Below are 24,743 nucleotides of genomic sequence, written 5' to 3'. Positions count from 1 at the left end.
GGGGGGGGGGGTGGGGGCGCGGGCGGCCGGGCCGGGGGGGGGGGGGGGGGGGGGGCGGGGGCGGAGACGGAGTGGGGGACAGTGATGGTGGTCCGGCGGGCGGGGGCGGGGGCGGCCGCGCCCGAGGGGGCCGGGGCCCCTGCCCCTGCGGGGCGGGTCGAGCCAGTGCTGACGGCGGCGGCGACGGCGGCGGTTGTGACCTCGATGGTGCCCGAGGGCGACGGGGTGGCCGAGGCGGACAGCGCAGCAGAGACGGAGTTCGAGGAAGGCACCGAGGAAACGCGGCCTGCTTGAGCGTGGTGCGTGCAAGCACGCCCCCTACGTGTCAAGATCCATCGAAAGCGCGTGGATGGCTGCGACCAGCTCTGGGCCAAGCGCCTTGTGCACCATGCGGTGCCGCGCGATGCGGGATTTGCCCTCGAACGCGTCCGAGCGGATGATCACGTGGAAATGGCTTTCGCCGCCCTCCTGGTAGCCGCCATGGCCTCGGTGGCTTTCACTGTCGTCGATGACGGTGAGTTCGCGGGGGGTCAGCGCCTCGCGCAACCGTGTCTCAATCTGTTGGGTTCTGTTCATTTTTTTCGCCTTCCCCACCTTACCTCTGTCGCGTTTTGGTCTAGAGTGTTGCCTCCGAGTCGGAAAGGGCAGGCTATGAGCAAATCAGATCCATTCGGTTTCGATATGTCGATCAAATCGGCCAAGAAGAAGAACCCCCGCGGCCGACGGGGGATGTCCGGTGCGTCCGAGACCTCGACCCGTCTGTGTGATCACGAGGGTTGCGAGGAAGCGGGCAAGTTCCGGGCGCCGAAAGCGCCGGATGTTCTGGATGATTACTTCTGGTTCTGCCAGGAGCATGTGCGCGAGTACAACACCAAGTGGAACTTCTTCGACGGCAAGACCGAGGCCGAGATGAACGCGCAGGCGACGTCGGACAAGGTGTGGGAGCGCCAGACGAAGGATTGGCGCGATCCCGAGGCCAAGGCCTGGGCGCGGCTGGGGATCGAGGACCCGCATCAGGTGCTGGGCAACAATGCCACGCGCAACCCCGGCAAGGCGGGCACTTCGGCGGGGCATACCAAGCGGCTGCCGCCCACCGAGCGGCGCGCGATCGAGATCCTCGAGGCGAAGGACACGTGGACCAAGGCCGAGGTGCGCAAGTCGTACAAGGCGCTGATCAAGGTGTTGCACCCGGATATGAACGGCGGGGATCGGTCTCAGGAGGAACAGCTGCAAGAGGTGGTCTGGGCCTGGGATCAGATCAAGGACAGCCGCAACTTCAAGTGATGGGTTGGGTGTTGTTGAAAAGGCCGCCTTCGGGGCGGCTTTTTTTCATGCCGGTAAGCCGGGCTGAAGCCCGGCCTACGGGGCAGGCTTGGATGCGCCTTAGGCAGATGTGGGCATTTGGACCGGATCGGTCCGGACGCGTGGCCGGGTCAGAGCACCTCGTCCAACACGCTGGTCAGCCGGGCGACGGTGCCATCGACATCATAAAGCTTGTCGAGGCCGAAGAGACCGAGGCGGAACGTGCTGAATTCGGGCGGCTCATCGCATTGCAGGGGCACACCTGCGGCGATCTGCATGCCACGGACGGCGAAGGCACGGCCGGACTGAATTTCCGGATCGGAGGTGTAGCTCACCACCACGCCGGGTGCGCCGAAGCCGTCGGCCGCGACAGAGTGGATGCCTTTGGCCGATAGATGCGCACGGACGGCGTTTCCGAGCGCCCATTGGGCGTCTTTCAGCTTGTCGAAGCCGTAATCGCGGGTTTCCACCATCGTGTCGCGGAACGCCTTGAGCCCGTCGGTGGGCATGGTGGCGTGGTAGGCATGGCCGCCATTTTCATAGGCCAGCATGATCTGGTGCCATTTCTTGAGATCGACGGCAAAGCTGTTCGACGTCGTGTCCTGCATCCGTGCGACGGCGCGGTCGGACAGCATCACAAGACCGGCGCAGGGTGTGGCGGACCAGCCTTTTTGCGGGGCTGAAATAAGGACATCGACACCCGTGGCCTTCATATCCACCCATGCGCAGCCCGAGGCGATGCAGTCGAGCACCATAAGGGCCCCCACCTCATGCGCTGCATCGGCCAGAGCGGTCACGTAATCATCGGGCAGGATGATCCCGGCACTGGTTTCGACGTGTGGTGCAAAGACGATGTCGGGTTTTTCCTCGCGGATGCGGGCGGTCACGTCGGCGATGGGCGCGGGCGCGAAAGGTGCTGTGGGTTCATTCCCGGTCTGGCGGGCCTTCATCACCACGGTATCGCCGCCGAATTTGCCCGCGTCGAAGATCTGGGTCCAGCGATACGAGAACCAGCCGTTGCGCACGATCAGGGTCTTGGCACCCTGCCCGAACTGGCGGGCCACCGCCTCCATCCCGTAGCTGCCACCGCCGGGCACAAGGGCCACGGCATCAGCGTGATAGACCTCTTTCAGCATGGCTGAAATATCGGTCATCACCTTCTGGAACGACTTGGACATGTGATTGAGCGACCGGTCGGTGAACACGACCGAGAATTCTTCGAGACCCGTCGGGTCAACCGTATCGAGCAGAGCCATTGCAAAGCCTCCCTGAGTTTCGTCTTGGGTAGCGGCGCGGCGGGCGTTTGGCAAAGCCTTGTTGCGTGCAAAAAGTCGCGGCATGGGCGATTGGCCATATCTCGGGCCGCGCAAAACCCCCGGCAAGGTGCCCTAAGGTCACATTCAAAAGCCGATATTGTTTCCAAATTATGAACATTTGACCTGTTGCGGCGGGGCGCGTTATCTTTCGATATAAAAATATCAAAAGGGGCGACAGACCCCGAGAGGCAGAGCAGGCATGGCAACAACCACGTTGTTGTTGAACGGATTCAGCGTCGTGGGTGACCCGCAGACGACGAATACGAACGCGTCAAACGGTGGGGAATATATGCTGCACAGCGCCACGGCGCTGTTCGAAGACAATGATATTGTCGTCTATGTTGTCGAGAACACGACCGTGGACGGAGTCCTGACCGAGGACTCAGTGGTCACGTCGATCATCGTCTACGACAATGCCTCGGACTATTACAACGACATCGCCAAATACACCTATACCGGCAGCGCCGATGTCGACATGGGACGCCGGACCATGGGCGACCGCTATTTGGAGATCGACGCAACTGGGCTCACCTCGACCGATCCTGGCGCACCGGTGCTTGGCGATGTGGCCGCAATTGCCGGTGTGAATATTCTTGAAACGCTCGCGACACAGAATGGGCCACTAGAGATACCTACAAACGAGGATCTCGACCTGAATGGCGACGGGATCATCTCACCTGAGGAAGCCGCTGACGGTTCGTTTTCGTCGGATGTTGCCGATTTTCTGGTGGTCATCTGCTTTGCGGCTGGCACGCTGATCGAAACTCCCGGAGGCCCGCGCTTTATCGAGTCCTTACGCGAAGGCGACGAGGTCAACACGCTGGATGCGGGACCGAAGCCGATCCGCTGGATCGGGCATGTCCGGGTGCCGGGCAATGGGGTCAATACCCCCATCCGCATCAGCCGTGGCGCATTGGGGAACATCCGGGATCTGTGGGTATCCCCCAACCATCGCATGTTGCTGCGCGGCTCCAAAGCCGAATTGATGTTCGGTGAGGATGAGGTTTTCGTGGCGGCCAAACACCTTGTGAACGGAACGACCATTGTTCCTGACCCGAGGCCGATGGTGGAGTATTGGCACTTTCTGTGTGACGCGCATCATGTGGTGTTCGCCGAGGGCTGCCCGGCTGAAACGCTCTATCCCGGGAATATGGCGCTGCAGAGTGTCGAGGACGATGCGCGGGACGAAATTCTTGGACTCCTGAAAGAAACCGAAGCGTTGATCCTCGATGCGCAGCAGATGGCGCGCTATACGCTCAAGCGGCACGAGGCGATTGCGCTTCTGAGCAATGCCGCCTGATGCGGCCTAGCCGATCGGACCGGGCAGGCGTTCTTCGCTGAGAAGGACATTGGCGTCGATATTCCCCACCCCCGGCAGCGTCATAATGCGGCGACGCAGCACACGTTCGAAATCGGCGATGTCGCGGGCGACCACGCGCAGGCGGTAGTCGTAGAGGCCGAGCACGTGTTCCACGGTCTGCACCTCGGGGATCGCGGTCACGGCGCGTTCGAAATCTTCCAGGCTGACGCGACCCTTGGTGGCGAGTTTGACGCCCAGAAAGACAGTCACCGTAAATCCGAACGCCTGTGCATCGAGATCGAGCCTTTGGCCCCGGAAGACGCCTGCGTCTTTCAGGCGTTTCAGCCTGCGCCACGCTGCGGGCTGGCTGAGGCCGAGTTGCCGGCCCAAAGCACCTGCGCTGATCAGGGCGTCGGCGGCCACGGCACGGATCATGGCGCGGTCGATGTCGTCGAGGTCGATCATAGGGGAAGCGTCTCGTCGAATTTCACGCGCGCGCCATGCATCCGGGCTTCGATATCGGCGATATGCGGCAGGGTCAGCAGTTTGTCGCGGTAGACCTGCTGGTAATGCGGCATGTCACGGGCGATGACGGAGAGGCGCGCGTCGACCTGCCCCAGAAAGGTCTGCGCCTCGATCACCTCGGGCACCTCGCGGGCGGCGGCAAGGAATTCGTCAAAGGCGCGGGGTTGGGTTTTGTCGAGGGTGACGCGTAAGCTCACCTCGACCGTGTAGCCCAAGGCGGGCCAGTTGATCACCGCGCGCACGGCGCGGATGATGCCTGCTTCGCGCATCTTGTCGATGCGGCGCGCGAGCGTGGTGGGCGTGACCCCTGCCCTGTCAGCCAGATCGGCGGTGGGCAGATCGGGGGCGGCCTGAAACTGGCGCAGGATTCGGAGATCGGTGGCGTCGAGCATGAAATCTCCGTATCATGCGCCATATGAGAATGAAATCCCCGTAAATTTGTCGCGATACGCGCAGTTCGCCGCCTGTCTGCACGGAAAATCCCTATTGTGCCCCTCAATCGAAACGCAGACGAGGGAAACATCATGCGCGTTTATTACGATCGCGATTGCGACATCAACCTGATCAAAGACATGAAAGTGGCCATTCTGGGCTACGGCAGCCAGGGCCACGCCCACGCGCTGAACCTGCGCGACTCTGGCGCCAAGAACGTGGTCGTCGCCCTGCGCGAAGGCTCGCCCTCGGCCAAGAAAGCCGAAGGCGAAGGGCTCAAGGTCATGGGCATCGCCGAAGCGGCGGCCTGGTGCGACCTGATCATGTTCACCATGCCCGATGAACTTCAGGCAGCGACCTACAAGCAATATGTGCATGACAACCTGAAGGAAGGCGCGGCCATCGCGTTTGCCCACGGTCTGAACGTGCATTTCGGTCTGATCGAACCGAAAGCCGGTGTCGACGTCATCATGATGGCGCCCAAGGGTCCGGGCCACACCGTGCGCGGCGAATACACCAAGGGCGGCGGCGTGCCCTGCCTTGTGGCGGTTCACAACGACGCGTCGGGTCGTGCGCTGGAAATCGGTCTGAGCTACTGCTCGGCCATCGGTGGCGGCCGTTCGGGCATCATCGAAACGAACTTCCGCGAAGAGTGCGAAACCGACCTCTTTGGTGAGCAGGCGGTTCTTTGCGGTGGCCTTGTTGAGCTGATCCGCATGGGCTTTGAGACCCTGGTGGAAGCCGGTTACGAGCCGGAAATGGCGTATTTCGAGTGTCTGCACGAAGTGAAGCTGATCGTGGACCTGATCTACGAAGGCGGCATCGCGAACATGAACTACTCGATCTCGAACACGGCCGAGTACGGCGAGTACGTGTCCGGCCCGCGCATCCTGCCCTATGACGAGACAAAGGCGCGGATGAAAGCGGTTCTGACCGACATCCAGACCGGCAAGTTCGTGCGTGACTTCATGCAGGAAAACGCCGTGGGTCAGCCGATGTTCAAGGCAACCCGTCGCATCAACGACGAGCACCAGATCGAAGCGACCGGCGAAAAGCTGCGCGGCATGATGCCGTGGATTTCGGCAGGCAAGATGGTCGACAAGTCGAAGAACTGATCTTCGGGATTATCGAAGCAGAGGGCGGTCCGGTGGGCCGCCCTTTCTCGTTGGGGACAGCGCTGTCAGGTTTCGCGTACCATGACGCCGACCGGGAAATGGTCGCTGAACCCGGTCAGATCCACGTTCTTGGCCGCGTCGCCCTTGGGCAGGCCAAAGCGGCGCGGGCCTTCGCCGGTTTTGTGCGACACCATTTCGGGGAGTGCGATGACTTGCGCGGTGCCTGTCACCACCTTGAAACCGCTGTCGGTCTTCTTGTCGAGCAGCGGGCGATTGGCGAGGATCTGGTCAAAGAGATTACCGTTCTTGTCGAAATAGAGCGTCCCTTCAAGAAGCCGCGCCTTGCCGTTGAGGTCGGTCGTCTGGGTCAGCATGTATTCCCATGTCATGTTGTAGAACCTTGGCGACGTGGCGCGTTCGACATCGCCGCGCTCGCGGGTGGCCAGCGCGTTGATGGTGACGCTGCGGTCCCACGGGTCGTCGTTCAGGTCCCCCAGCGCGAGCACCGGGGTGCGGTTTTTCAAGGGGGCCGCTTCAAAAATGCGGCTGTGCCAATAGGACAGCGTTTCGCCCGCCGTGGCGCGGAAGCCCGAACTGACCTCAGGACCGCGCCCGCCAAAGCGCGAGGGCCAGTGGTTGGCCATGACCACGAGTTCGGCCCCTGTGGTCAGGCGTTTGAACGTGGCCTGCAGGATGTCGCGGGTGCCGGTGCGGCGCATGACGAAATGGTTGAAGACAAGGCTTGGATCGACCGAGAAGAGAGCAGCATCATAGATGAAGGCCGTGTCGATGCCGCGTGAACTCAGATCCGCTGTGGCATGCACGGTGGCGTAGGTGCGCTGTGGCAGGGCCGCGTGGAGCACGGTGGTCAGATCGTTCAGAACGTGATCGTCCTCGACCTCGCAGACGCCCAGAATGTCCGGCCCCGCGCCACCTTTCATCTGGCGGATGATTGCGGAGAGCTGGTCAAGTTTGGTCTGGTAGATTTGCGGCGTCCAGCCGCTCAGATCGCTGGCCACCTGATCCGCCACCCAAGGGATGCGATGGACGTGGTTTTCGGGGCCAAAGAGGTTTTCGAGATTCCAGAATGCAACAAGGTGATCTGTCATTGTGCCAAGCCTTTTGAGGTCAAATGTCTGCGGTGCTTAATAAATTGAGAACGCCAATACATGCGCGAGGATGAGCTTAGCACGGATTGCGCTTTGGGACGAACGGTGGGTGCGATGCGTCGACGCATCGCGCGTTTCCGTTGGCGGAAACGGGGCCTGTCCGAGGGTGATGTGGGGTGCGCGCGGATCTCATGCTGTCCTCCAGATGCAGCACGCACTGGATCATGGAATTCTCGTTTATGTGGTCCTTCTGAGACCCCATGTTTGTGCCAAAAGCCGTTGCCGAGGCGTAGCCACAGGTCTAGAGAGCACCGCGAAGGCCCGCCGGTTGCACCCCCAGCCACAGGACTTGGCCGAACCTCCGATCAGGATGCCTGACTCTGATGCACACCCAACCACAGATCACTCCTGCCAGCTGGGGCATGGTGGCGACGCTTGGCCTTATCTGGGGGGCCACGTTCCTGTTCACCGAACTGGCGCTGGAGGGCATCACACCGTTCTGGCTGGCGGCCGGGCGCATCGGGTTTGCCGCGCTGCTGGCCGTCGCCATCTGGCAAGTTCGGGGCGGACGGCTGTTTCTGACAAAGGACACCGCATGGCGCGCGTTGGCGGTGTCGGGGCTGTTCAATTCGGCGGTGCCCTTCATGCTGCTCAGCTGGGGACAGCAGACGGTGACATCAGGATTTGCGGGCGTGTCGATGGCGTCGGGTGCGCTGATCATGTTGCCGCTCGCCCATGTCTTCGTCCCGGGCGAGCGGATCACGCCGCGCCGCACCATCGGGATGCTGGTGGGGTTTGTCGGCGTCGCCGTGCTGTTGGGCGGACAGGCCTTTGCGTCGAGCGGCGATCCCATCGAACCCTATGGCCGACTGGCCTGCTTTGGCGCGGCAGGGTGCTATGCGGTCAGCTCGGTGCTGGTGCGCCGCCTGCCGCCGATTGATCCGTTCGGGCTGGCCGCGATGGCGTTGGTGTTCGGGTCGATGCTGGTGATCCCGGCAGCGCTTGTTGTCGAGGGGCTACCGCCGCTGCCGGACACGCGGACGCTGTGGATCGTGGCGTTGCTGGGATTGATCCCGACCGCCGGGGCCAACATGCTGCGTATTCTTGTGATCCGCAGCGCAGGGCCGGTCTTCATGTCATTGGTCAGCTATCAGGTGCCGATGTGGTCGGTGATCCTGGGCATTGTCGTGCTGGGAGAACCCTTCAAGATCCAGCTTTTGCTGGCGATGGGGTTGATCCTGCTCGGCGTTCTGATCAGCCAATGGGGTGCCTTGAACCGGCTTTTCCGGCGTCAGGTTACTCCCAGCAGCTGACCAGAACGGTCATCGCGGTGGCTTTGGCGGTCAGGTCCACCGGATCAAGCCGGGTCAGCCCCGGCGTGACCTGCGGTGCGACACCTGCGCGCGACAAGACCTGCTGCACGGCTGCGCTGTTGGCGGCAAAGTTGACGTCGTCCGGCAATTGCCGGCCACCCACGTCATGCGGCACCAGCATCCCGATCACGGCACCGCCATCGTCAAGCACCGGGCCGCCCGCATCCCCGTCAAGCGTGCTGATGGCCAGCCGGGTCAACGTGTTTTCGCCGTTCAGGCCGCGCAGATCAGAGAGGCGTCCGAAGGTCATCGTGGCCGAGGGCAGAACGCCACCAAAGGAAAAGCCCGCCACGGCGATCTCGGATTGCAGACGCGGTGCGCCGTCGCGGAACTGGGCGATGTCATTCGGGGCCAAGGGCTGGGTTGCGCGCAGGACAGCGATTCCAAGTGCCGGATCGGTGGCCATCACCTCGGCGTTGTAATCACTGTTCAGCGTGATGCGCCCGCAATTGGCCACGGCAGTGTCGGTGGTGACCACCCTGCCCTGACGGTCGACGAAAAAGCCCGAGGCGGTCAGCTTGGGCTGGCGGATGGCAAGGCCTGCGACCAGATCGACGCTTTGGCTGTCCTCGGCGATCACCGCCGGGTCAAGTACGCCCGGAATCGGCGCAAAGCTGGACTGCATCGCCGCCAGAATGCGGCTGCGGCGCTCTTCGTCACCTGCGGGCCAGATCAGTGTGAAGCCCTTGATCGCGCCATCCGCGAGGCGTGCTTCGGTATGCGAGACGATGCGGCTGTCCTGCCCGGTCAGGGTAAACCGGTCTCCACTGCGCTCGCGCGGGCCTTCCAGCGGCACGATGTCAAGCGTCTGCATGATCTCGTAGAGCCCGGCCAGACGGTCGCGGTCGCCCGGCTGGCTGATCAGCAGGACACGTGCGCCTTCCACGGTTCCGGTTGCATCGAAATGCGCAAACGGGCTGTCGTAGCGGCTGAAGGCGACAGCGCCGAGCGGCAGGTCGATGGCAATGCCAGCGCGGGTGTCGCGCACGGAGGTGATGTCCATGCCTTCGAGAACGGCGTTATACTGGCGGAACAGTTCGGCGCGTTGCGCTGTGGTGAGGATGCCCGTCGCTTCAAAGCCGTTATCGGCCTGCCAAGCGGCCATGGAGGCCCGCGTGCCGCGGCCAAACGCGCCGTCGATGGCCGAATTGTAGTAGCCTGCCCATTGCAGGGCGATCTGCAGCGCCTCGCGCTCTTGGCGGCTCAGCAGCGCCTCGGACTCGCGCGCCTCGCGCGGGGTTTCGTCGGTGGCTTGCGGTTCGGGTTCGGGGGCAACGGCAATCTCGGGCGCTGTGATCGGGGGCACGGAGGCAGGGCCCGCGCCAATGGGCCAAATCCGCTGGCCATAGCGATCCGGCCCTTCGAGATAGCTGTCGCTGGGAATAAGCCGTTGCGCGCGCAGGCTGCGCAGCACGTTTTCGGCTTCGTTGCGCGGGTACGGCCCAAGGGCGATGCCATACCAGCCGCGTCCCAGGTCGAATCCGTTCACATCGGGAAGGACGGAGGCATAATCCCGCAAGCGGTCTTCGGTGACGGAGAGGCTGGGCTGGGCTTCGATCTGAACATAAACACTGTCCTGTGCCAAAGCCGTCTGGCCCCACATCATCAGGGTCGCGATCACCGAAAACAAAAATTTGCGCGCCATTCTCTTGCCACCTGCCCGAAAAATGTCATTCAACTCCATGCTCTAACAAGATTGCGACGCCACTGGAACGCGAAAATTAGAGCCTCGCACGCAATTGACCCGCCTGCCCCATCCGCCTAATCAGGCGCGAGTGCAAACCGGGGTGACATCGCCATGGACCAGACCATCACGAAGCCGCGCAGTTTTCAGGAGATCATCCTCCGTCTGCAGTCCTATTGGGCCAGCAAGGGCTGTGCCGTGATGCAGCCCTATGATATGGAAGTCGGCGCTGGCACCTTCCACCCTGCCACCACCCTGCGGTCTTTGGGGTCCAAGCCGTGGGCCGCCGCCTATGTGCAGCCGTCGCGCCGCCCGACCGATGGGCGCTATGGCGAGAACCCCAACCGTTTGCAGCACTATTACCAGTATCAGGTGCTGATCAAACCGTCGCCGCCCGACCTTCAGGAGCTGTATCTAGGGTCGCTCCGCGCTATCGGGATCGACATGGCGCTGCATGACATCCGGTTTGTCGAGGACGACTGGGAAAGCCCGACGCTGGGCGCGTGGGGTCTGGGCTGGGAAGTCTGGTGCGACGGCATGGAAGTGTCACAGTTCACGTATTTTCAACAGGTTGGCGGGCATGACTGTCATCCGGTGTCGGGCGAGCTGACCTACGGGTTGGAGCGGCTGGCGATGTATGTGCTGGGCGTCGATCACGTGATGGACATGCCCTACAACGATCCGGATGCGCCCATCGCGCTGTCTTATGGCGACGTGTTCCGCCAGACCGAGCAGGAGTATTCGCGCTGGAACTTTGACGTGGCGGACACGGATGTGCTGCTGCGCCATTTCGAAGAGGCCGAGGCGGAGTGTGCGCGGATACTGGATCAGGACGCGGATGATCCCAAAACCGGCAAGCGCATCATCATGGCGCATCCGGCCTATGACCAGTGCATCAAGGCAAGCCACATCTTCAACCTGCTCGATGCGCGCGGTGTGATCTCGGTCACGGAACGGCAAAGCTATATCGGCCGGGTGCGCGCGCTGGCGAAACGCTGTGCGGATGCGTTCGTGATGACGGACGCTGGGGGGTATGCGGCCTGATGGCATCCGCCAACCGAAATACGCCGCTGCGGCGGGCCAAATATGGCCTGATGCAACACCTGCCGGGGGAGCTTGGGCTGAAATATCGCCGCAAGCTGCGCAAGCTTTTTGCGCCGGCGGCAGAGGCAGAGTTTCGGGAGGCTTTGGCAGGTGCGGCAGGTAAGATCTGCATCGACCTTGGGGCCAATCTGGGCCAGCACACGCGAACGATGGCGGCGCATGCCGCCAAGGTCTATGCGTTCGAGCCAGACCCGTGGACGGCAGCGGAACTGCGCACGCGGCTGGCGGACGTTCCGAATGTCGAGGTGATCGAGGCCGCGGCGGGGACCGAGGACGGGACCTTTCCGCTTTATCGCACAGCGTCGTTTGATGCCGATCCGGTGGAGCAGTCGCAGTCGTCATCCCTTATCGCGCAAAAGCGCAATATCGACACGGCCAGCGCTGTGGATGTGAAGGTGATCGACTTTCCTGCCTTTCTGGAGGGGTTGGAGGGTGAGATTGCGGTGATCAAGATGGACATCGAAGGTGCCGAGGTGCCGCTTCTGGAAGCGCTTTTTGACCATCCGGTCAAAACCCGGATCGGGCACCTTTTTGTTGAAACACACGAGAGCCGCATTCCCGACCTTCTGGCGCGCACTGACGCGCTGCGGGATCGGGCGGCGCAGATGACGCAGCCCCGCGTGAACATGGATTGGAAATAGGCCATGACCGGCAAGATCCTGACCATCGTCATTGTTGTCAGCGCGCTGATTGCAGGCGTGGCGATGTATTACCTGCAGGTGTACGCCTATTACGAGACAGTGACCCCGAACGGCGTTGACGACGTGCAGTTGACCACATTGGATGGACGCAAAGAAACGATCCTTTACGAGGATTTTCAAGCGATTGACGCCGAAAGCTCGCCCATCAGGTTCAGAGCGTGCTTCACCACGCAAACACCGCTGTCGACGCTGACATCGACCTATGAACAATATGTGGGCGCGGCACCGCGCAACGCGCCGGGCTGGTTTGACTGCTTTGATGCCGAGACGATTGGCGATGACATCGACATGGGCCGCGCGCAGGTGTTCACCAGCCAGCGCAACCTCGAATTCGGCATCGACCGGGTGGTTGCGGTGACCGAAGACGGGCGCGGCTATATCTGGCACGAAATCAACGATTGCGGGGACAAGGCCTATGATGGCAGCCCCTTGGGCGACGATTGCCCGGAACGCGACAACGGAGGCAATTGATGCCCGACCTTCTGATCGAGCTTTTTTCCGAGGAAATCCCGGCGCGGATGCAGGCCAAGGCTGCTGACGACCTGAAGTCGCGCGTGACCAATGGTCTGGTCGAGGCGGGTCTGACCTATGCCGGGGCTGCGGCCTATGCCACGCCACGACGCCTGGCGTTGCGGGTGGACGGGCTGACCGAGCGGTCGCCGGATGTGACCGAAGAGCGCAAGGGCCCGCGCACCGATGCGCCGGAGCAGGCGATCGAGGGCTTTCTGCGCGGTGCCGGTGTGACGCGGGATCAGTTGATCGAACGGGACGAAAAGAAGGTCCGCGTATTCTATGCGGTGATCGAAAAGCCGGGCCGCCCTGCTGCCGAGATCGTGGCTGAGGTGCTGGAGGACACGATTCGCAATTTCCCTTGGCCCAAGTCGATGCGTTGGGGTGCAGGCAGCTTGCGCTGGGTGCGTCCGTTGCATCGGATCATCTGCCTGCTGACGCGCGAGGATGGGTCCGAGGTTGTGCCGCTTGATGTGGACGGGATCGTGTCTGGCCGCATCACCGAAGGCCATCGGTTCATGGCTCCCGGCGCGTTCGATGTGACGGGTTTTGATGATTACGAGGCCAAGCTGAAGCGCGCGCATGTGGTGCTGGATGCCGCCGAGCGGGCCGAGGCGATCTGGCAGGACGCGACCAATCAGGCCTTTGCAAGCGGGCTTGAGGTGGTTGAGGACAAGGGGCTTTTGGCCGAGGTTGCGGGGCTGGTGGAATGGCCGGTCGTTCTGATGGGGCAGATCGGGGAGGATTTCCTTGGCCTGCCGCCAGAGGTGCTTCAGACCTCGATGAAGGAACATCAGAAGTTCTTTTCCGTGAAGAACCCCAAGACCGGGCGGATCGAGCGGTTTATCACCGTGGCGAACCGGGAAACCGCAGACCACGGCGCGACGATCCTTGCGGGGAACCAGAAGGTGCTGTCGGCGCGTCTGTCGGATGCGAAGTTCTTTTGGGAAAACGACCTGCGGGTGGCCAAGAACAAGGGTCTCACGGCGTGGACGGACAGCCTGTCGAACGTGACGTTCCACAACAAGCTGGGATCGCAGCGCGACCGGATCGAGCGGATCGCCGCGTTGGCACGCGAGCTTGCGCCAATGGTGGGTGCGGATGCTGATCTGGCGGCGCAGGCGGCACGTGTCGCGAAGGCCGATCTGGCGTCGGAAATGGTGTACGAATTCCCTGAACTTCAGGGGCTTATGGGGCGCTATTACAGCGATGCCGCAGGTTTGCCGCCCGAGGTTGGCGCGGCCTGTCAGGAGCATTATTCGCCGCTTGGCCCGTCGGATGATGTGCCCTCTACGCCCGTGTCCGTGGCGGTGGCGCTGGCTGACAAGATCGACACGCTGACCGGGTTCTGGGCGATTGACGAGAAGCCGACGGGGTCGAAGGACCCGTTCGCGCTGCGTCGTGCCGCGCTCGGGGTGATCCGGTTGGTGCTGGAGAATGGGTTGAGCCTGCCGCTCGACCAATTCATCGACCTGCAGCTTGTCCGTCACAAAGGCCACCTGATCGACGAAGTGAGCGAGACCGACGTGGATGATCTGATCCGCGAAATCGCCGCACATGGTGTGTTCGGCGCGGCCTATCGCACGCTGAAAGCGCAGCGTGATGGTGCGACTGATGGGCTGGATGCAATGAACGGGGCGGTTCCCGACAAATCGGTCGACCTCCTTTCCTTCTTCCACGACCGGCTCAAGGTGTACCTGCGCGATCAAGGTGTGCGGCATGACGTGATCGACGCTTGTATCTCGATGCCCGGCAATGATGACCTCGCACTTCTGGTCAAGCGGGCCAAGGCGTTGCAGACGGTGTTGGACACCGAGGACGGGGAAAACCTTGTTCAGGGGTTCAAGCGCGCCAACAACATCCTGACGCAGGCCGAGGAAAAGGACGGGGTGGAGTATTCGTTCGGGGCCGATCCGAAATTTGCCGAAGACCCCGCGGAAAAGGCCCTTTTCGACGCTCTGGCGCAGGCGGAAGCCAAGATCGCCCCGGCGATGACAGAGCAGGATTTCAGCGCGGCCATGGCGGCGATGGCCGATCTGCGTGGCCCGGTGGATGCGTTTTTCGAGGCGGTGCAGGTTAATGCGGACAGCGAGGTTTTGCGGCGCAACCGTTTGAACCTTCTCAGCACGATCCGCAGCACCTGTTTGCAGGTCGCAGACCTGACCCGAATAGAAGGCTGACAGGAAGAGTGTAAACTTTACTTGTCAGCCCTACGATCCTTCGTATGCTGCGTGCACATTTAAGAGGTGCTGCGGTGCAGAAACCAAGTCCTGACAACCCCGATGTAACGCTGATCACACCCACATCGCCCATGTCCACGCCAACCCATGGCGGGCGGGCCAAGTGTTTGCAGCGGCTTGTGCGGCTGGATCTGCCAGTGCCGCGCACCGTGGCGCTGTCTTTTGCGTCAGTGCATCAGATCGCGTCGGACTATCGTCCGGATGTATCGGGAATCCTGTCGGAATTTGACTCCAACGCTCTGCTCTGCGTGCGTCCGTCCTCGGAAGACCCGGATTGGGGTGGCCCCGGAGCGGTGCTCAACATCGGGATGAACGATGCGCGTTACGTCGCGCTGTGTGACCAGATCGGGACACCCGCCGCGACCGAAATCTATCTGCGCTTCGTGATGAATTACGCGATCGACGTGGCGCGTCTTGATGCCGAAGCGTTCGACGAGATCGAAGGCGAGGGTCATGATGCGCTGACCGAGGCGCTGCAGATCTACGAGGAAGAGGCGGAAGAGCCGTTTCCGCAGGACCCTGCGGTGCAGCTTGCCGAAATCCTGCGGTCGATGGCGCGGGCCTGGGAAGGCACGACGGCGCGGCTTTTGCGTCAGGCCAAGGGTGCTCCGGTGGATGCGGGGCTGGGCCTTGTGGTGCAGTAAATGGCGCTGGGTCTGGGCAGCGGCGAATGTGGATCAGGTGTGCTGCAACTGGTCAACTCGTTCACCGGTTTGCCACAGGTCACGGGCCGGTATCTGAGCCAGAGTCAGGGGCGCGAGGCGCTGGATGGCGGGGCAGCGTCGATTTTCCTTGAGAAAGACCCGCGCGGACCGTCGCTTGAAGAGCTGGCGCCAGAGGCGTTTGCCGCGCTCAAGGAACATGCGGCGCTGATGCGGGCGCGGCTGCGCGAAGAGATGCAGATCGAGTTCACCATCGAGAACGGCAATCTGCACATTCTGGACGGTGTGCGCGTGGAACGCAGCGCGCGGGCGGCATTGCGGATCGTGGTGCGGCTGGCCGAGGACGGGATCATCACCAAGCAGGAAGCGGTGATGCGCATTGAGCCGCGCGCCCTGTCCGAGCTGTTGCACCGTCAGGTGGCCGCGACGGCAAAGCGCGATGTTCTGGGGGCAGGCATTGCCGCCAGTCCGGGAGCAGCGACCGGCAAGATCGTGTTCTCGTCCGAGGCGGCACAGGCCGGTGCGGCACGCGGCGAACCCTGTGTGCTGGTGCGGCGCGAGACCAGCCCGGAGGACATTCGCGGCATGCATGTGGCCTGCGCAGTGCTGACCGAACGGGGCGGCATGACCAGCCACGCAGCGGTGATCGGGCGGGGTTTGGGCCTTCCCTGTGTTGTGGGTGCCGCCAGTCTGCGGTTCCACGTCAAGCGCAAACAGTTGGTGGCCACCGATGGCCGGGTTCTGCGCGAAGGGGACGAGATCACGGTGGACGGCACCAACGGGCAGGTGTTGGCCGGGTCAGTCCAGATGATCGAAGCGACGCTGGACGAGACCTTCCGCACCTTCATGAGCTGGGCAGATGCCGAGCGCGACATTGGCGTGCGCGCCAACGCCGACACACCAGCGGATGCAAAGACCGCGCTGCATTTCCGCGCGCAAGGGATCGGGCTGTGCCGGACCGAACACATGTTCTTCGAGGCGGAACGCCTGACCCCGATGCGCGAGATGATCTTTGCGCAGAACCCGCAGGACCGTCAGGCGGCGCTGGAACTGGTGCTGCCGATGCAACGGGCGGATTTTCTTGAACTTTTCCGCATCATGCAGGGTCACCCGGTGTGCATCCGCCTGTTTGACCCCCCGCTGCACGAATTCCTGCCCACCAGCCGCGCGGGCCAGCGCGAACTGGCCGAAGCGCTGGACATTCCGGTGAGCGACGTGACGCGTCGGATCGACAGCCTTGCGGAATACAACCCGATGCTGGGCATGCGCGGTGTCCGACTGGGGATCTCGGTGCCCGAGATCTATGACATGCAGGCCCGTGCCATCTTTGAGGCCACGGTCGAGGCGGCCAATGAAGGCATCACCATCGTGCCCGAAATCATGGTCCCGCTGGTGTCGGCCAAGCGCGAGGTGGAACTCGTGCGCGGCCGGGTCGAGGCGGTTGCGTCGGCTGTGCGGACCGAAAACAGCGCCGATTTCACCTATCGTCTGGGGGTCATGGTCGAGACCCCCCGCGCCTGCCTAAGGGCGGGTGACATCGCCGAGCACACGCATTTCCTGAGCTTCGGCACCAACGACCTCACACAGATGACTTATGGTCTGTCGCGCGACGATGCCGGGCGCTTCATGTCAGAATATGTCCGGCAGGGCGTGTTCAACGAAGACCCGTTTCATATCCTCGATACCGAGGGTGTGGGCGAGTTGCTGCGGCTTGGCGTGGTGCGCGGACGGGCTGCGCGACCCAATGTGGTCCTGTCGATCTGCGGCGAACATGCCGCCCATACCGAATCAATTGCCTTCTGCCGGGCAGCCGGATTCGACTATGTGAGCTGCTCTCCGTTCCGGGTTCCGGTGGCGCGACTTGCCGCAGCACAGCTTGCGTTGGCCGACAAGATCGGGTAGATTCGAGCAAGTTTATGCCTAAATCTTGCCGTAATCCCTGATCGGGCATCGGCCATGTATGACATGCATGGCAGCAAAACTTGTTAAAACCTCAATATTTCTGTAACAGCCCGTCGACTGCGCGGCGTTGATACATTTTTGTGCACAGCGTCGCCACCCACAACGCTGCGAGATCAACACTCGGTATGACGAGATTGTTTGCATTGATTTTGGCTGCGGCCTTCATGGCCACGCCGTCTTTGGCAGAGCGCACGAAAGAAGCCGCACAAGAGCTTCTGACCCAAGAAAAAACCGTAATGGCGTCCGCAGGACAATCACACCTGACATCGCTGGTGACCCCTGTGTCCCGCAACGCCGCAATCTACAACGCATCCTGGTTGAACTCCCAAAACGCAGCCTCTGGCGGCGCGCAGTGGGAATGTCTTGCCGAAGCGCTCTATTTCGAAGCGCGCGGTGAAACCATCAAGGGCCAGTTCGCCGTTGCCGAAGTGATCATGAACCGCGTCAAGAGCGGCCGCTTCTCCGACAGTGTCTGCGGAGTGATTCATCAGGGCACAGGCAAGAAATACCAGTGCCAGTTCACCTATACCTGCGATGGCATCCCCGAGCGCATCCGCGAACCGCAGGCCTGGGATCGGGTCGGCAAGGTCGCCCGTGCTATTCTGGACGGCCGCGCGCCGATGAACCTGACGAACGGCGCCACGCATTATCACACCACCGCTGTGAACCCGCGCTGGTCGCGCACCTATACCAAGACGGCCTCAATCGGTGTGCATGTCTTCTACCGCCACACATGGCGTGTCAGCTCCAACGGCTGAACCGAACACGGGCTTTGACCCTTTGGATGTCGCGAGCGGTGCGTAAAATGCCCCTTCGCGGCATTTTCTTTTGCGGTATCCTCTGGTAGCCGGGACGTGACTGACAAGAGGGATGCGCCATGAGCTCTGAAATTCGACTTGCCTTTGCGCACCCGTCCGAACGCGCGATTGCCACCGCCGATGGTGGACCCGTGGACCGCATTTCGCTGCGGGATCACATTGTCGAGGTCGAGATTGGCGCGTTTCAGGCGGAACGTGGCACGCGGCAGCGGGTCTGTTTCAACGTGGTGGTCGAAGTGCAGCCCATCGTCGGCCATATCGACGACGACGTGGACCGTATCCTGTCCTATGACCGGGTGACCGAAGCGATTGCAACCGAGCTGGGCGCGGAACGGCTGAACCTTCTGGAAACGCTGGCCGAACGGATTGCAGAACGCATCCTGTTGGAGCCGCAGGCGTTGCGGGCCTTTGTGCGGATCGAGAAGCTGGATCGCGGCCCCGGTGCGCTGGGAGTGGAAATCGTGCGGTCCCGCAGCGATCTGGGGGGAGGCGTGCCGGATACCAGCCAGGAACGCCCGCACCCAAGGGTGGTCTATCTGAGCAATGCCGCGATGACATCGGACCATCTGGGCGCATGGATTGATGCGCTTTGTGCGGAACATGCGCCGCTAATCCTTTGCGTCGGTCTGCCCGATGAACCACGGGCTGACGTGGGACACCGCATGGCGCAGCGCCGCATAGACCTTTTGGCCATCGAACAGAATGGATGGGTTCTGGCCGCCCGCGACGCGCGGTGCAAGGTGGTGGCCACGCGCACCGAGCTCGACTGGGCGATGAAGAACGGTCAGGTGTGTATCTGGGCTCCATCGAAGATCGTGCTGGACGCGGTCGAGGGTCCGGACATGCCGGTGACCGACACCGTCGCGTTGACCGGCTGGTTCGCCGAAGAGATGGACGCAAGCGAGCTTTTGGTGATCGGTGCGGAAGCCCCTGCCATGGCGAATGTTTCAGTTCGCAACAGCCCCATCGGCGAAAGCGTGCTCTAGCCGCTTGTCAAAGCACGATTTGCGTTTCATGCACGCGCCATGACAGTCTATTTTCGCCCCCTGCCCCAAAGTTCTGGCCTGCGCCCCAAAGAGGCGTTTGTGCTTGCTGGTGGCCCGCTTTGGTTTACCGAGGCGGTGGCATTGCGGCGCGATGGCACGTCAGAGGTCATCCCGGCGAAGGCCATCCCCGAGGATGTGCTGGCGCGACTGACCGCCCCGCGCGCGCCTTTCGCGGGCATCGAAATGGGCGGTGTGACCCTGATGGGCATTCTGAACGTCACGCCGGACAGCTTTTCCGATGGGGGCCGTTACCTTGATCCCGAGGCCGCTGTCACACAGGCCCGGCGCATGGCCGCCGAGGGTGCCGGAATCATCGACATTGGCGGCGAAAGCACCCGTCCGGGGGCGGAAACCGTGCCAATGGACGAGGAAATCCGGCGCGTAGCAGGGCCGATTGCGGCAATCGCGGCAGAGCTGGACGTGCCAATCTCGATCGACACGCGCAAGGCGCCCGTCGCAGAGGCGGCGCTGAATGCCGGGGCGGCGCTGGTCAATGACGTGGCCGGGTTCACCTATGACGCGGACCTTGCGCCGCTTTGCGCCGCACGGCAGGTGCCGGTGTGCGTGATGCATGCCCAAGGCGATCCGCAAACCATGCAGGACGCGCCGCGCTATGACGATGTGCGGCTGGATGTCTATGACTTCCTGTCAGAGAGGGTCGAGGCACTGGTCGCACAGGGCATTCCCCGCGACCAGATCCTGATCGATCCCGGCATCGGGTTCGGCAAGACGCTGGATCACAACCTTGCCCTGCTGCGCGACATCGCCCTGTTTCACGGTTTGGGCTGTCCGATCCTGCTGGGCGCGTCGCGCAAGAAATTCATCGGGACGATCTCGGGTGTTGGCACGGCGGACACACGTGTCGCGGGATCGGTGGCGGTGGCCTTGCATGGAGCGACCCAAGGCGTGCAAGTCATACGGGTACATGATGTGAACGAGACACGTCAGGCGTTGGCGCTCTGGCGGGCGATCGAGTGGGGTTTCGAGAATGGGGCGTAAGCTTTTTGGCACCGATGGCGTGCGCGGCACGGCGAATGTGCATCCGATGACGGCGGATATGGCGCTTCGGATCGGCGCTGCGGTCGGTCGACATTTTCGTCAGGATTACAAGGGCGTCCACCGTGTGGTGATCGGCAAGGACACGCGTCAGTCGGGTTACATGTTCGAAAATGCGCTGACCGCCGGTCTGACCTCTACCGGGATGAACGTGCTCTTGCTTGGCCCGGTGCCGACCCCGGCCGTGGGCTTGCTCACCCCGTCGATGCGCGCCGATCTGGGGATCATGATCTCGGCCAGCCACAACCCGGCGGCGGATAACGGGATCAAGTTCTTCGGCCCGGATGGGTTCAAGCTTTCGGATGCGGACGAGGCCGAAATCGAGGCGCTGATCGAAACAGGGGTGGAGCCGGCGCAGGCCGACAATATCGGACGCGCGAAACGCATCGACGATGGACGTTTCCGCTATCAGGAGCGGGTGAAGTCGACCTTCCCGTCGGATTTGCGGCTCGATGGACTCAAGGTGGTGATCGATTGCGCTAATGGCGCGGCTCACCGCGCTGCCCCCGAAGTGCTTTGGGAACTGGGCGCAGACGTGATTCCGCTGGGTGTCTCCCCGAACGGTGCGAACATCAACGAAGGCTGCGGGTCGACCCATCCGCAACTGGCCGCCGCCGCAGTGGTGGCGCATGGCGCGGATGTGGGGATCTGTCTGGATGGCGATGCCGACCGGGTTATCCTGATTGATGAGACTGGACAGGTGGCCGATGGGGACCAGATCATGGCGCTGATGGCGGCGCGTTGGGCGGAGGAAAAGCGCCTGCGCGATGGGGTTCTGGTGGCGACGGTGATGTCCAATCTCGGGCTGGAACGGTTCCTGACCGGGCGCGGATTGCGGCTGGAACGTACGAGCGTCGGCGACCGCTACGTGGTCGAGGCGATGCGCCGCGGCGGCTGGAACCTGGGCGGGGAACAGTCGGGCCATATCGTGATGACGGATTACGCCACAACGGGCGACGGGTTGATGGCCGGGCTGCAGTTTCTGGGCGAGTTGTGCCGCACCGGCAAACCTGCGAGTGCGTTGGCCCGCAGCTTTGATCCGGTGCCGCAACTGCTAAAAAACGTGCGCTATGATCCGGCGGTTGCGCCGCTTGAGGTGGCGTCGGTCAAGGCCGCCATCGCGGATGCGGAAGCGCGGCTGAATGGCAGCGGGCGGCTTTTGATCCGCAAGTCAGGAACCGAACCGCTGATCCGGGTGATGGCGGAATGCGAGGACGAGGCGCTGCTGGTTGAGGTTGTCGACGGCATCGTGGCCGAGGTCGCGGCGTCAGTGTGAGACGGGTGCGGATGGGTCGACCCATCCGACGGTTGCGTTGACGCAAACGGGCCAAGGCTGTGGAACCCGTGCACCCGATCCGGCGGCGCGAGGATGCGGTGACGCATCCCCTGTTTGCGTTGATGCAAACACGCCCGGAGTTTGGGATCAGACGTTGGTTTTGCCGTAGATAGCCGCTATCCGCGCGATGGCCTGTTCGGGGGGCAGTTCCTCGCTCTCGCCTGTGCGGCGCGATGTCAGTTCCACAACCCCGTTCTTGAGCCCGCGCGGGCCGACGGTGATGCGCCATGGCAGGCCAATGAGGTCCATGGTGGCGAATTTGCCGCCTGCGCGTTCGTTGCGGTCATCGTAGAGCGGCTCAAGGCCCAGCGCGGTGAGGCTGTTGTAGAGCACGTCGCACGCGGCATCCGCTTCTTCATCGCCCTGCTTGAGGTTGACGATCCCGCAATGGAACGGGGTCACACCTTCGGGCCAGATGATGCCATTGTCGTCGTGGCTGGCTTCGATGATCGCGCCCAGAAGGCGGCTGACACCGATGCCGTGGCTGCCCATATGAACCGGCACCTTGTTGCCTTCCGAGTCGGCCACGGTCGCGCCCATGGCGTCGGAATACTTGGTGCCGAAGTAGAAGATCTGCCCCACTTCGATTCCGCGCGCGGTGCGGCGGCGCTCTTCGGGGACCTTGGCAAATTCGGCCTCGTCATGGGTCTCGTCGGTGCGGGCGTAGCGCGAGGTGAATTCTTCCAGAACCGCCTGACACTGGGCCACGTCATCATAGTCGATGGCGCGGTCGCCGAATTTCAGATCGGTGATCTGGCTGTCATAGAACACCTCGGACTCGCCGGTTTCGGCCAGCACGAGGAATTCATGGGTGTCGTCGCCGCCGATGGGGCCAGAGTCCGCCCGCATCGGGATCGCCTGCAGGCCCATGCGTTCGTAAGTGCGCAGGTAGCTGACCAGATGGCGGTTGTAGGCGTGCAGCGCGTCTTCCTTGGTCAGGTCGAAATTGTAGCCATCCTTCATCAGAAATTCGCGGCCCCGCATCACGCCGAACCGCGGGCGGATCTCGTCGCGGAATTTCCACTGGATGTGGTAGAGCGTCAGGGGCAGGTCCTTGTAGCTGCCCACATGGCTGCGGAAAATGTCGGTGATCAGCTCTTCGTTCGTGGGACCGTAGAGCATATCGCGGCCATGCCGGTCGGTGATGCGCAGCATTTCCTGACCGTAATCGTCATAGCGCCCGGATTCGCGCCACAGATCGGCCGATTGCAGCGTCGGCATCAGCATCGGGATATGACCTGCGTGGATCTGTTCCTCGTGCACAATGTTTTCAATGTTGCGCAGCACCTTGTAGCCCAGCGGCAGCCAGGAATAGATGCCGGCGCTGGCCTGCTTGATCATGCCAGCGCGCAGCATCAGCCGGTGGCTGACGATCTGGGCCTCGGCGGGGGTTTCCTTGAGAACGGGCAGAAAATAGCGGGACAGGCGCATCTGGGACCTCGGATGGGTGGTTTGGCCCGTCCTAGCGGGTTGCAGCGGCACCGACAAGAGCGGGACGCACGGGGCGCAGTTGGTATGGTCCTTGCATGGGATTTTGGTCGGGGTCCACCGCAACAAACACCGGGATATGCATGAGCGACAGCGCGACGTTTTTCCTGCCGTTGTCGCAGCTGATGATGCAAGAGATCGGACTTGCGTCAGCCGTCACCGGTATTGGACTGATCGCTGTGTTTGCTTTGGCAATTACGCATCGCACGGTTCGAGTGAGGCGGATCGGCGCGCTGGTGGTCGCGCCGCTGATCTGGGTCCGACGACGGTGGATCCATGCACGGATCACCAAGGCCGAGGCGCGGTTGACCGCAGTCGACCCGCCCTCCGGCGCCCCAAACGGCAAAAACACCCCTGATCTCGATGCGCGACGCGACGCGCTACTGTTACTGGAACGGATCGCACAGAACGCGATACGTTTTGATGGGGGACGCGCCCATATACGGGTGATGGAGATCGTCTGCGCCTATATCCGCGAAAATGCCCCGGCGTCCGAGGCGGTGAATTTCCCATTGCCCGAGTGGACGCCCTTGCCCGACGGCGCAACCGACGCGGAGAAAGCACAGCATGTGGCGTGGCGGGAGGTGCGGTTCGCCAACCGGATCAACTCCAACGCCCGCGACTGGGCCGCAGCACTGAAGCCACCCCGCGCCGATGTCGCGCTTGCGATCCGCATCATCGGACGCCGTTCTGCCGCCCAGCGCACGATCGAGGCTTTGTGGGAGGCGGAGGCAGATCAGACAGAGCCTTGGGTGTTTGACACACCCTGCCCTGTCTTGATCCGGCCCACCGAGGCCGTCCCTCTGAGCAGCGGGACGGTCGACGCCTACACGTCAAACCTGCGCAAGTGGCGCAGTGGGCTCGCCGCATTTCGCGGGTATCGCCCGGATTTGCGCGAGACTAACCTTCAGGCCGCCGACCTGTCGCAGCTTGTGCTGAGCGGCGCGCGATTGGATGGGGCCCGGTTGGACGGGGCCATCCTGTGCGAGACAAGACTGGAAGGCGCCGTTCTGCGCGACGCACACCTGCGGGGGTCGATCCTTTACAAGGCACGACTGGACGGCGCTGACCTGCGCCGCGCCTTTCTGGAAGGGGCGGTTCTGCGCGAGGCGACGCTGCAAGGAGCGATCCTCCGAAAAGCACGCGCGGAATGGGCAAACTTCAAAGAAGCGCGCATGGACGGTGCCGACCTTTTCGAAGCCCGGCTGGAGGTTGCCTCTTTATACAAGGCCCGGATGGCCGGGGTCATACTTTACAAGGCTCGGATGGACGGGGTTGTGCTGAGACAGGCCGCCATGGAATGTGCCGACCTCAGACGGGCGCACCTGCCCTGGGCGACCTTGCGCGAGGCGCGGTTGGAGGGCGCAGATCTTGGCTGGGCGCAGTTGGAGTATGCAGATCTGGGCAGTGCCCGGATGGCGGATGCCGGGCTTTACAAGGCAAACCTGCGTCGTGCTGATGTCAGATTGGCGCAGATGACGGGGGTGTCACTATGCAGAGCGGTGGTGACAGGCGTCACCTCTGCGCCGATTCTGTGGAAAAACAGGCGTTCGCTGGCGCAGAATATCGACGGCTGAACGTTGCGCGAGCACCTTTTCTGTCAGGCGTTTCGCGGTTGCTGCGGTGCAGGAAAGATCTTTGCCAGTTTGCGGAGGTTCTGGGCG

Annotated in this window: 21 protein-coding genes and 1 pseudogene; 15 read left to right on the top strand and 7 right to left on the bottom strand. The window is 62.6% G+C overall.

What is annotated here, in order from left to right:
• A partial coding sequence (locus JJ869_RS11785; protein WP_292267405.1) for a hypothetical protein occupies positions 1-294 on the top strand: 294 nt, incomplete at its 5' end.
• 24 nt (positions 295-318) lie between these two features.
• On the opposite strand, the gene JJ869_RS11780 is transcribed toward JJ869_RS11785, so the two are convergent.
• Positions 319-576, bottom strand: a complete 258-nt coding sequence (locus JJ869_RS11780; RefSeq protein ID WP_292267403.1) for a BolA family protein — start codon at positions 574-576, stop codon at positions 319-321.
• 75 nt (positions 577-651) lie between these two features.
• Here JJ869_RS11780 and JJ869_RS11775 point away from each other — a divergent pair, with 75 nt between their 5' ends.
• Positions 652-1,284 (top strand): J domain-containing protein, encoded by a 633-nt coding sequence (locus tag JJ869_RS11775; RefSeq protein ID WP_292267402.1) that lies wholly within the window; start codon positions 652-654, stop codon positions 1,282-1,284.
• Between the two features lie 149 nt (positions 1,285-1,433).
• Here the strand turns inward: JJ869_RS11775 and JJ869_RS11770 are convergent, their stop codons facing one another.
• A complete protein-coding gene (locus tag JJ869_RS11770) occupies positions 1,434-2,558 on the bottom strand; it encodes an aminotransferase class V-fold PLP-dependent enzyme (RefSeq protein WP_292267400.1) in 1,125 nt (374 codons plus the stop codon).
• Between the two features lie 259 nt (positions 2,559-2,817).
• On the opposite strand from JJ869_RS11770, the gene JJ869_RS11765 reads away from it, so the two are divergent.
• Positions 2,818-3,918, top strand: a complete 1,101-nt coding sequence (locus JJ869_RS11765; protein WP_292267398.1) for a Hint domain-containing protein — start codon at positions 2,818-2,820, stop codon at positions 3,916-3,918.
• Between the two features lie 6 nt (positions 3,919-3,924).
• Here the strand turns inward: JJ869_RS11765 and JJ869_RS11760 are convergent, their stop codons facing one another.
• The gene (locus JJ869_RS11760; RefSeq protein WP_292267396.1) at positions 3,925-4,383 is read right to left on the bottom strand and encodes an Lrp/AsnC family transcriptional regulator; all 459 of its coding nucleotides are present in this window, start codon (positions 4,381-4,383) and stop codon (positions 3,925-3,927) included.
• The gene (locus JJ869_RS11755) at positions 4,380-4,835 is read right to left on the bottom strand and encodes an Lrp/AsnC family transcriptional regulator (RefSeq protein WP_292267394.1); all 456 of its coding nucleotides are present in this window, start codon (positions 4,833-4,835) and stop codon (positions 4,380-4,382) included. The genes JJ869_RS11760 and JJ869_RS11755 overlap by 4 nt, the downstream gene beginning before the upstream one ends.
• 132 nt (positions 4,836-4,967) lie before the next feature.
• On the opposite strand from JJ869_RS11755, the gene ilvC reads away from it, so the two are divergent.
• The gene (ilvC, locus tag JJ869_RS11750; protein ID WP_292267393.1) at positions 4,968-5,990 is read left to right on the top strand and encodes a ketol-acid reductoisomerase; all 1,023 of its coding nucleotides are present in this window, start codon (positions 4,968-4,970) and stop codon (positions 5,988-5,990) included.
• A gap of 65 nt (positions 5,991-6,055) precedes the next feature.
• Here the strand turns inward: ilvC and JJ869_RS11745 are convergent, their stop codons facing one another.
• Positions 6,056-7,099 carry an endonuclease/exonuclease/phosphatase family protein gene (locus JJ869_RS11745; protein ID WP_292267391.1) on the bottom strand — a complete coding sequence of 348 codons (1,044 nt, stop codon included), beginning with the start codon at positions 7,097-7,099 and terminating at the stop codon, positions 6,056-6,058.
• A 383-nt stretch (positions 7,100-7,482) separates the two neighbouring features.
• Here JJ869_RS11745 and JJ869_RS11740 point away from each other — a divergent pair, with 383 nt between their 5' ends.
• Entirely contained in the window at positions 7,483-8,412 is a 930-nt protein-coding gene (locus tag JJ869_RS11740) for a DMT family transporter (RefSeq protein WP_292267389.1), read from the top strand.
• On the opposite strand, the gene JJ869_RS11735 is transcribed toward JJ869_RS11740, so the two are convergent.
• A complete protein-coding gene (locus JJ869_RS11735) occupies positions 8,396-10,117 on the bottom strand; it encodes a serine protease (RefSeq protein WP_292267387.1) in 1,722 nt (573 codons plus the stop codon). The genes JJ869_RS11740 and JJ869_RS11735 overlap by 17 nt on opposite strands.
• 153 nt (positions 10,118-10,270) lie before the next feature.
• Here JJ869_RS11735 and JJ869_RS11730 point away from each other — a divergent pair, with 153 nt between their 5' ends.
• From JJ869_RS11730 to glmM, 9 genes and pseudogenes are all read left to right on the top strand, one after another.
• On the top strand, positions 10,271-11,200 hold the full coding sequence (locus tag JJ869_RS11730) for a glycine--tRNA ligase subunit alpha (RefSeq protein WP_292267386.1): 930 nt from the start codon (positions 10,271-10,273) through the stop codon (positions 11,198-11,200).
• On the top strand, positions 11,200-11,901 hold the full coding sequence (locus tag JJ869_RS11725; protein WP_292267385.1) for an FkbM family methyltransferase: 702 nt from the start codon (positions 11,200-11,202) through the stop codon (positions 11,899-11,901). Before JJ869_RS11730 ends, JJ869_RS11725 begins: the two co-directional genes overlap by 1 nt.
• Positions 11,902-11,904: 3 nt before the next feature.
• Complete coding sequence (locus JJ869_RS11720; protein ID WP_292267384.1) at positions 11,905-12,432, top strand: DUF6446 family protein; 528 nt, start codon at positions 11,905-11,907, stop codon at positions 12,430-12,432.
• On the top strand, positions 12,432-14,651 hold the full coding sequence (glyS, locus tag JJ869_RS11715) for a glycine--tRNA ligase subunit beta (RefSeq protein WP_292267382.1): 2,220 nt from the start codon (positions 12,432-12,434) through the stop codon (positions 14,649-14,651). The genes JJ869_RS11720 and glyS overlap by 1 nt, the downstream gene beginning before the upstream one ends.
• A 44-nt stretch (positions 14,652-14,695) precedes the next feature.
• Positions 14,696-17,275, top strand: a pseudogene (locus JJ869_RS11710) (putative PEP-binding protein).
• A gap of 185 nt (positions 17,276-17,460) precedes the next feature.
• Positions 17,461-18,093 (top strand): cell wall hydrolase, encoded by a 633-nt coding sequence (locus JJ869_RS11705; RefSeq protein ID WP_292267380.1) that lies wholly within the window; start codon positions 17,461-17,463, stop codon positions 18,091-18,093.
• A 119-nt stretch (positions 18,094-18,212) separates the two neighbouring features.
• On the top strand, positions 18,213-19,139 hold the full coding sequence (locus tag JJ869_RS11700) for a dihydroneopterin aldolase (protein ID WP_292267378.1): 927 nt from the start codon (positions 18,213-18,215) through the stop codon (positions 19,137-19,139).
• A gap of 39 nt (positions 19,140-19,178) precedes the next feature.
• Positions 19,179-20,198 carry a dihydropteroate synthase gene (folP, locus tag JJ869_RS11695; RefSeq protein WP_292267376.1) on the top strand — a complete coding sequence of 340 codons (1,020 nt, stop codon included), beginning with the start codon at positions 19,179-19,181 and terminating at the stop codon, positions 20,196-20,198.
• Positions 20,188-21,531, top strand: coding sequence for a phosphoglucosamine mutase (gene glmM, locus JJ869_RS11690; protein WP_292267374.1), 1,344 nt, complete (start codon positions 20,188-20,190; stop codon positions 21,529-21,531). The genes folP and glmM overlap by 11 nt, the downstream gene beginning before the upstream one ends.
• 147 nt (positions 21,532-21,678) lie before the next feature.
• Here glmM and proS read toward each other — a convergent pair whose 3' ends face one another.
• On the bottom strand, positions 21,679-23,022 hold the full coding sequence (gene proS, locus JJ869_RS11685) for a proline--tRNA ligase (RefSeq protein ID WP_292267373.1): 1,344 nt from the start codon (positions 23,020-23,022) through the stop codon (positions 21,679-21,681).
• Positions 23,023-23,162: 140 nt separating this feature from the next.
• On the opposite strand from proS, the gene JJ869_RS11680 reads away from it, so the two are divergent.
• Positions 23,163-24,656 carry a pentapeptide repeat-containing protein gene (locus tag JJ869_RS11680; protein WP_292267371.1) on the top strand — a complete coding sequence of 498 codons (1,494 nt, stop codon included), beginning with the start codon at positions 23,163-23,165 and terminating at the stop codon, positions 24,654-24,656.
• Positions 24,657-24,743: the final 87 nt, after the last annotated feature.

The organism is Marivita sp., from assembly GCF_017643905.1.
Taxonomy (GTDB): domain Bacteria; phylum Pseudomonadota; class Alphaproteobacteria; order Rhodobacterales; family Rhodobacteraceae; genus Marivita.
This window is presented reverse-complemented; position numbering and strand designations above follow the sequence as displayed.

Coding starts and splice junctions, on each gene's coding strand:
- JJ869_RS11780 (WP_292267403.1), bottom strand. CDS start 576: ATGAACAGAACCCAACAGATTGAGACACGGTTGCGCGAGGCGCTGACC.
- JJ869_RS11775 (WP_292267402.1), top strand. CDS start 652: ATGAGCAAATCAGATCCATTCGGTTTCGATATGTCGATCAAATCGGCC.
- JJ869_RS11770 (WP_292267400.1), bottom strand. CDS start 2,558: ATGGCTCTGCTCGATACGGTTGACCCGACGGGTCTCGAAGAATTCTCG.
- JJ869_RS11765 (WP_292267398.1), top strand. CDS start 2,818: ATGGCAACAACCACGTTGTTGTTGAACGGATTCAGCGTCGTGGGTGAC.
- JJ869_RS11760 (WP_292267396.1), bottom strand. CDS start 4,383: ATGATCGACCTCGACGACATCGACCGCGCCATGATCCGTGCCGTGGCC.
- JJ869_RS11755 (WP_292267394.1), bottom strand. CDS start 4,835: ATGCTCGACGCCACCGATCTCCGAATCCTGCGCCAGTTTCAGGCCGCC.
- ilvC (WP_292267393.1), top strand. CDS start 4,968: ATGCGCGTTTATTACGATCGCGATTGCGACATCAACCTGATCAAAGAC.
- JJ869_RS11745 (WP_292267391.1), bottom strand. CDS start 7,099: ATGACAGATCACCTTGTTGCATTCTGGAATCTCGAAAACCTCTTTGGC.
- JJ869_RS11740 (WP_292267389.1), top strand. CDS start 7,483: ATGCACACCCAACCACAGATCACTCCTGCCAGCTGGGGCATGGTGGCG.
- JJ869_RS11735 (WP_292267387.1), bottom strand. CDS start 10,117: ATGGCGCGCAAATTTTTGTTTTCGGTGATCGCGACCCTGATGATGTGG.
- JJ869_RS11730 (WP_292267386.1), top strand. CDS start 10,271: ATGGACCAGACCATCACGAAGCCGCGCAGTTTTCAGGAGATCATCCTC.
- JJ869_RS11725 (WP_292267385.1), top strand. CDS start 11,200: ATGGCATCCGCCAACCGAAATACGCCGCTGCGGCGGGCCAAATATGGC.
- JJ869_RS11720 (WP_292267384.1), top strand. CDS start 11,905: ATGACCGGCAAGATCCTGACCATCGTCATTGTTGTCAGCGCGCTGATT.
- glyS (WP_292267382.1), top strand. CDS start 12,432: ATGCCCGACCTTCTGATCGAGCTTTTTTCCGAGGAAATCCCGGCGCGG.
- JJ869_RS11705 (WP_292267380.1), top strand. CDS start 17,461: ATGACGAGATTGTTTGCATTGATTTTGGCTGCGGCCTTCATGGCCACG.
- JJ869_RS11700 (WP_292267378.1), top strand. CDS start 18,213: ATGAGCTCTGAAATTCGACTTGCCTTTGCGCACCCGTCCGAACGCGCG.
- folP (WP_292267376.1), top strand. CDS start 19,179: ATGACAGTCTATTTTCGCCCCCTGCCCCAAAGTTCTGGCCTGCGCCCC.
- glmM (WP_292267374.1), top strand. CDS start 20,188: ATGGGGCGTAAGCTTTTTGGCACCGATGGCGTGCGCGGCACGGCGAAT.
- proS (WP_292267373.1), bottom strand. CDS start 23,022: ATGCGCCTGTCCCGCTATTTTCTGCCCGTTCTCAAGGAAACCCCCGCC.
- JJ869_RS11680 (WP_292267371.1), top strand. CDS start 23,163: ATGAGCGACAGCGCGACGTTTTTCCTGCCGTTGTCGCAGCTGATGATG.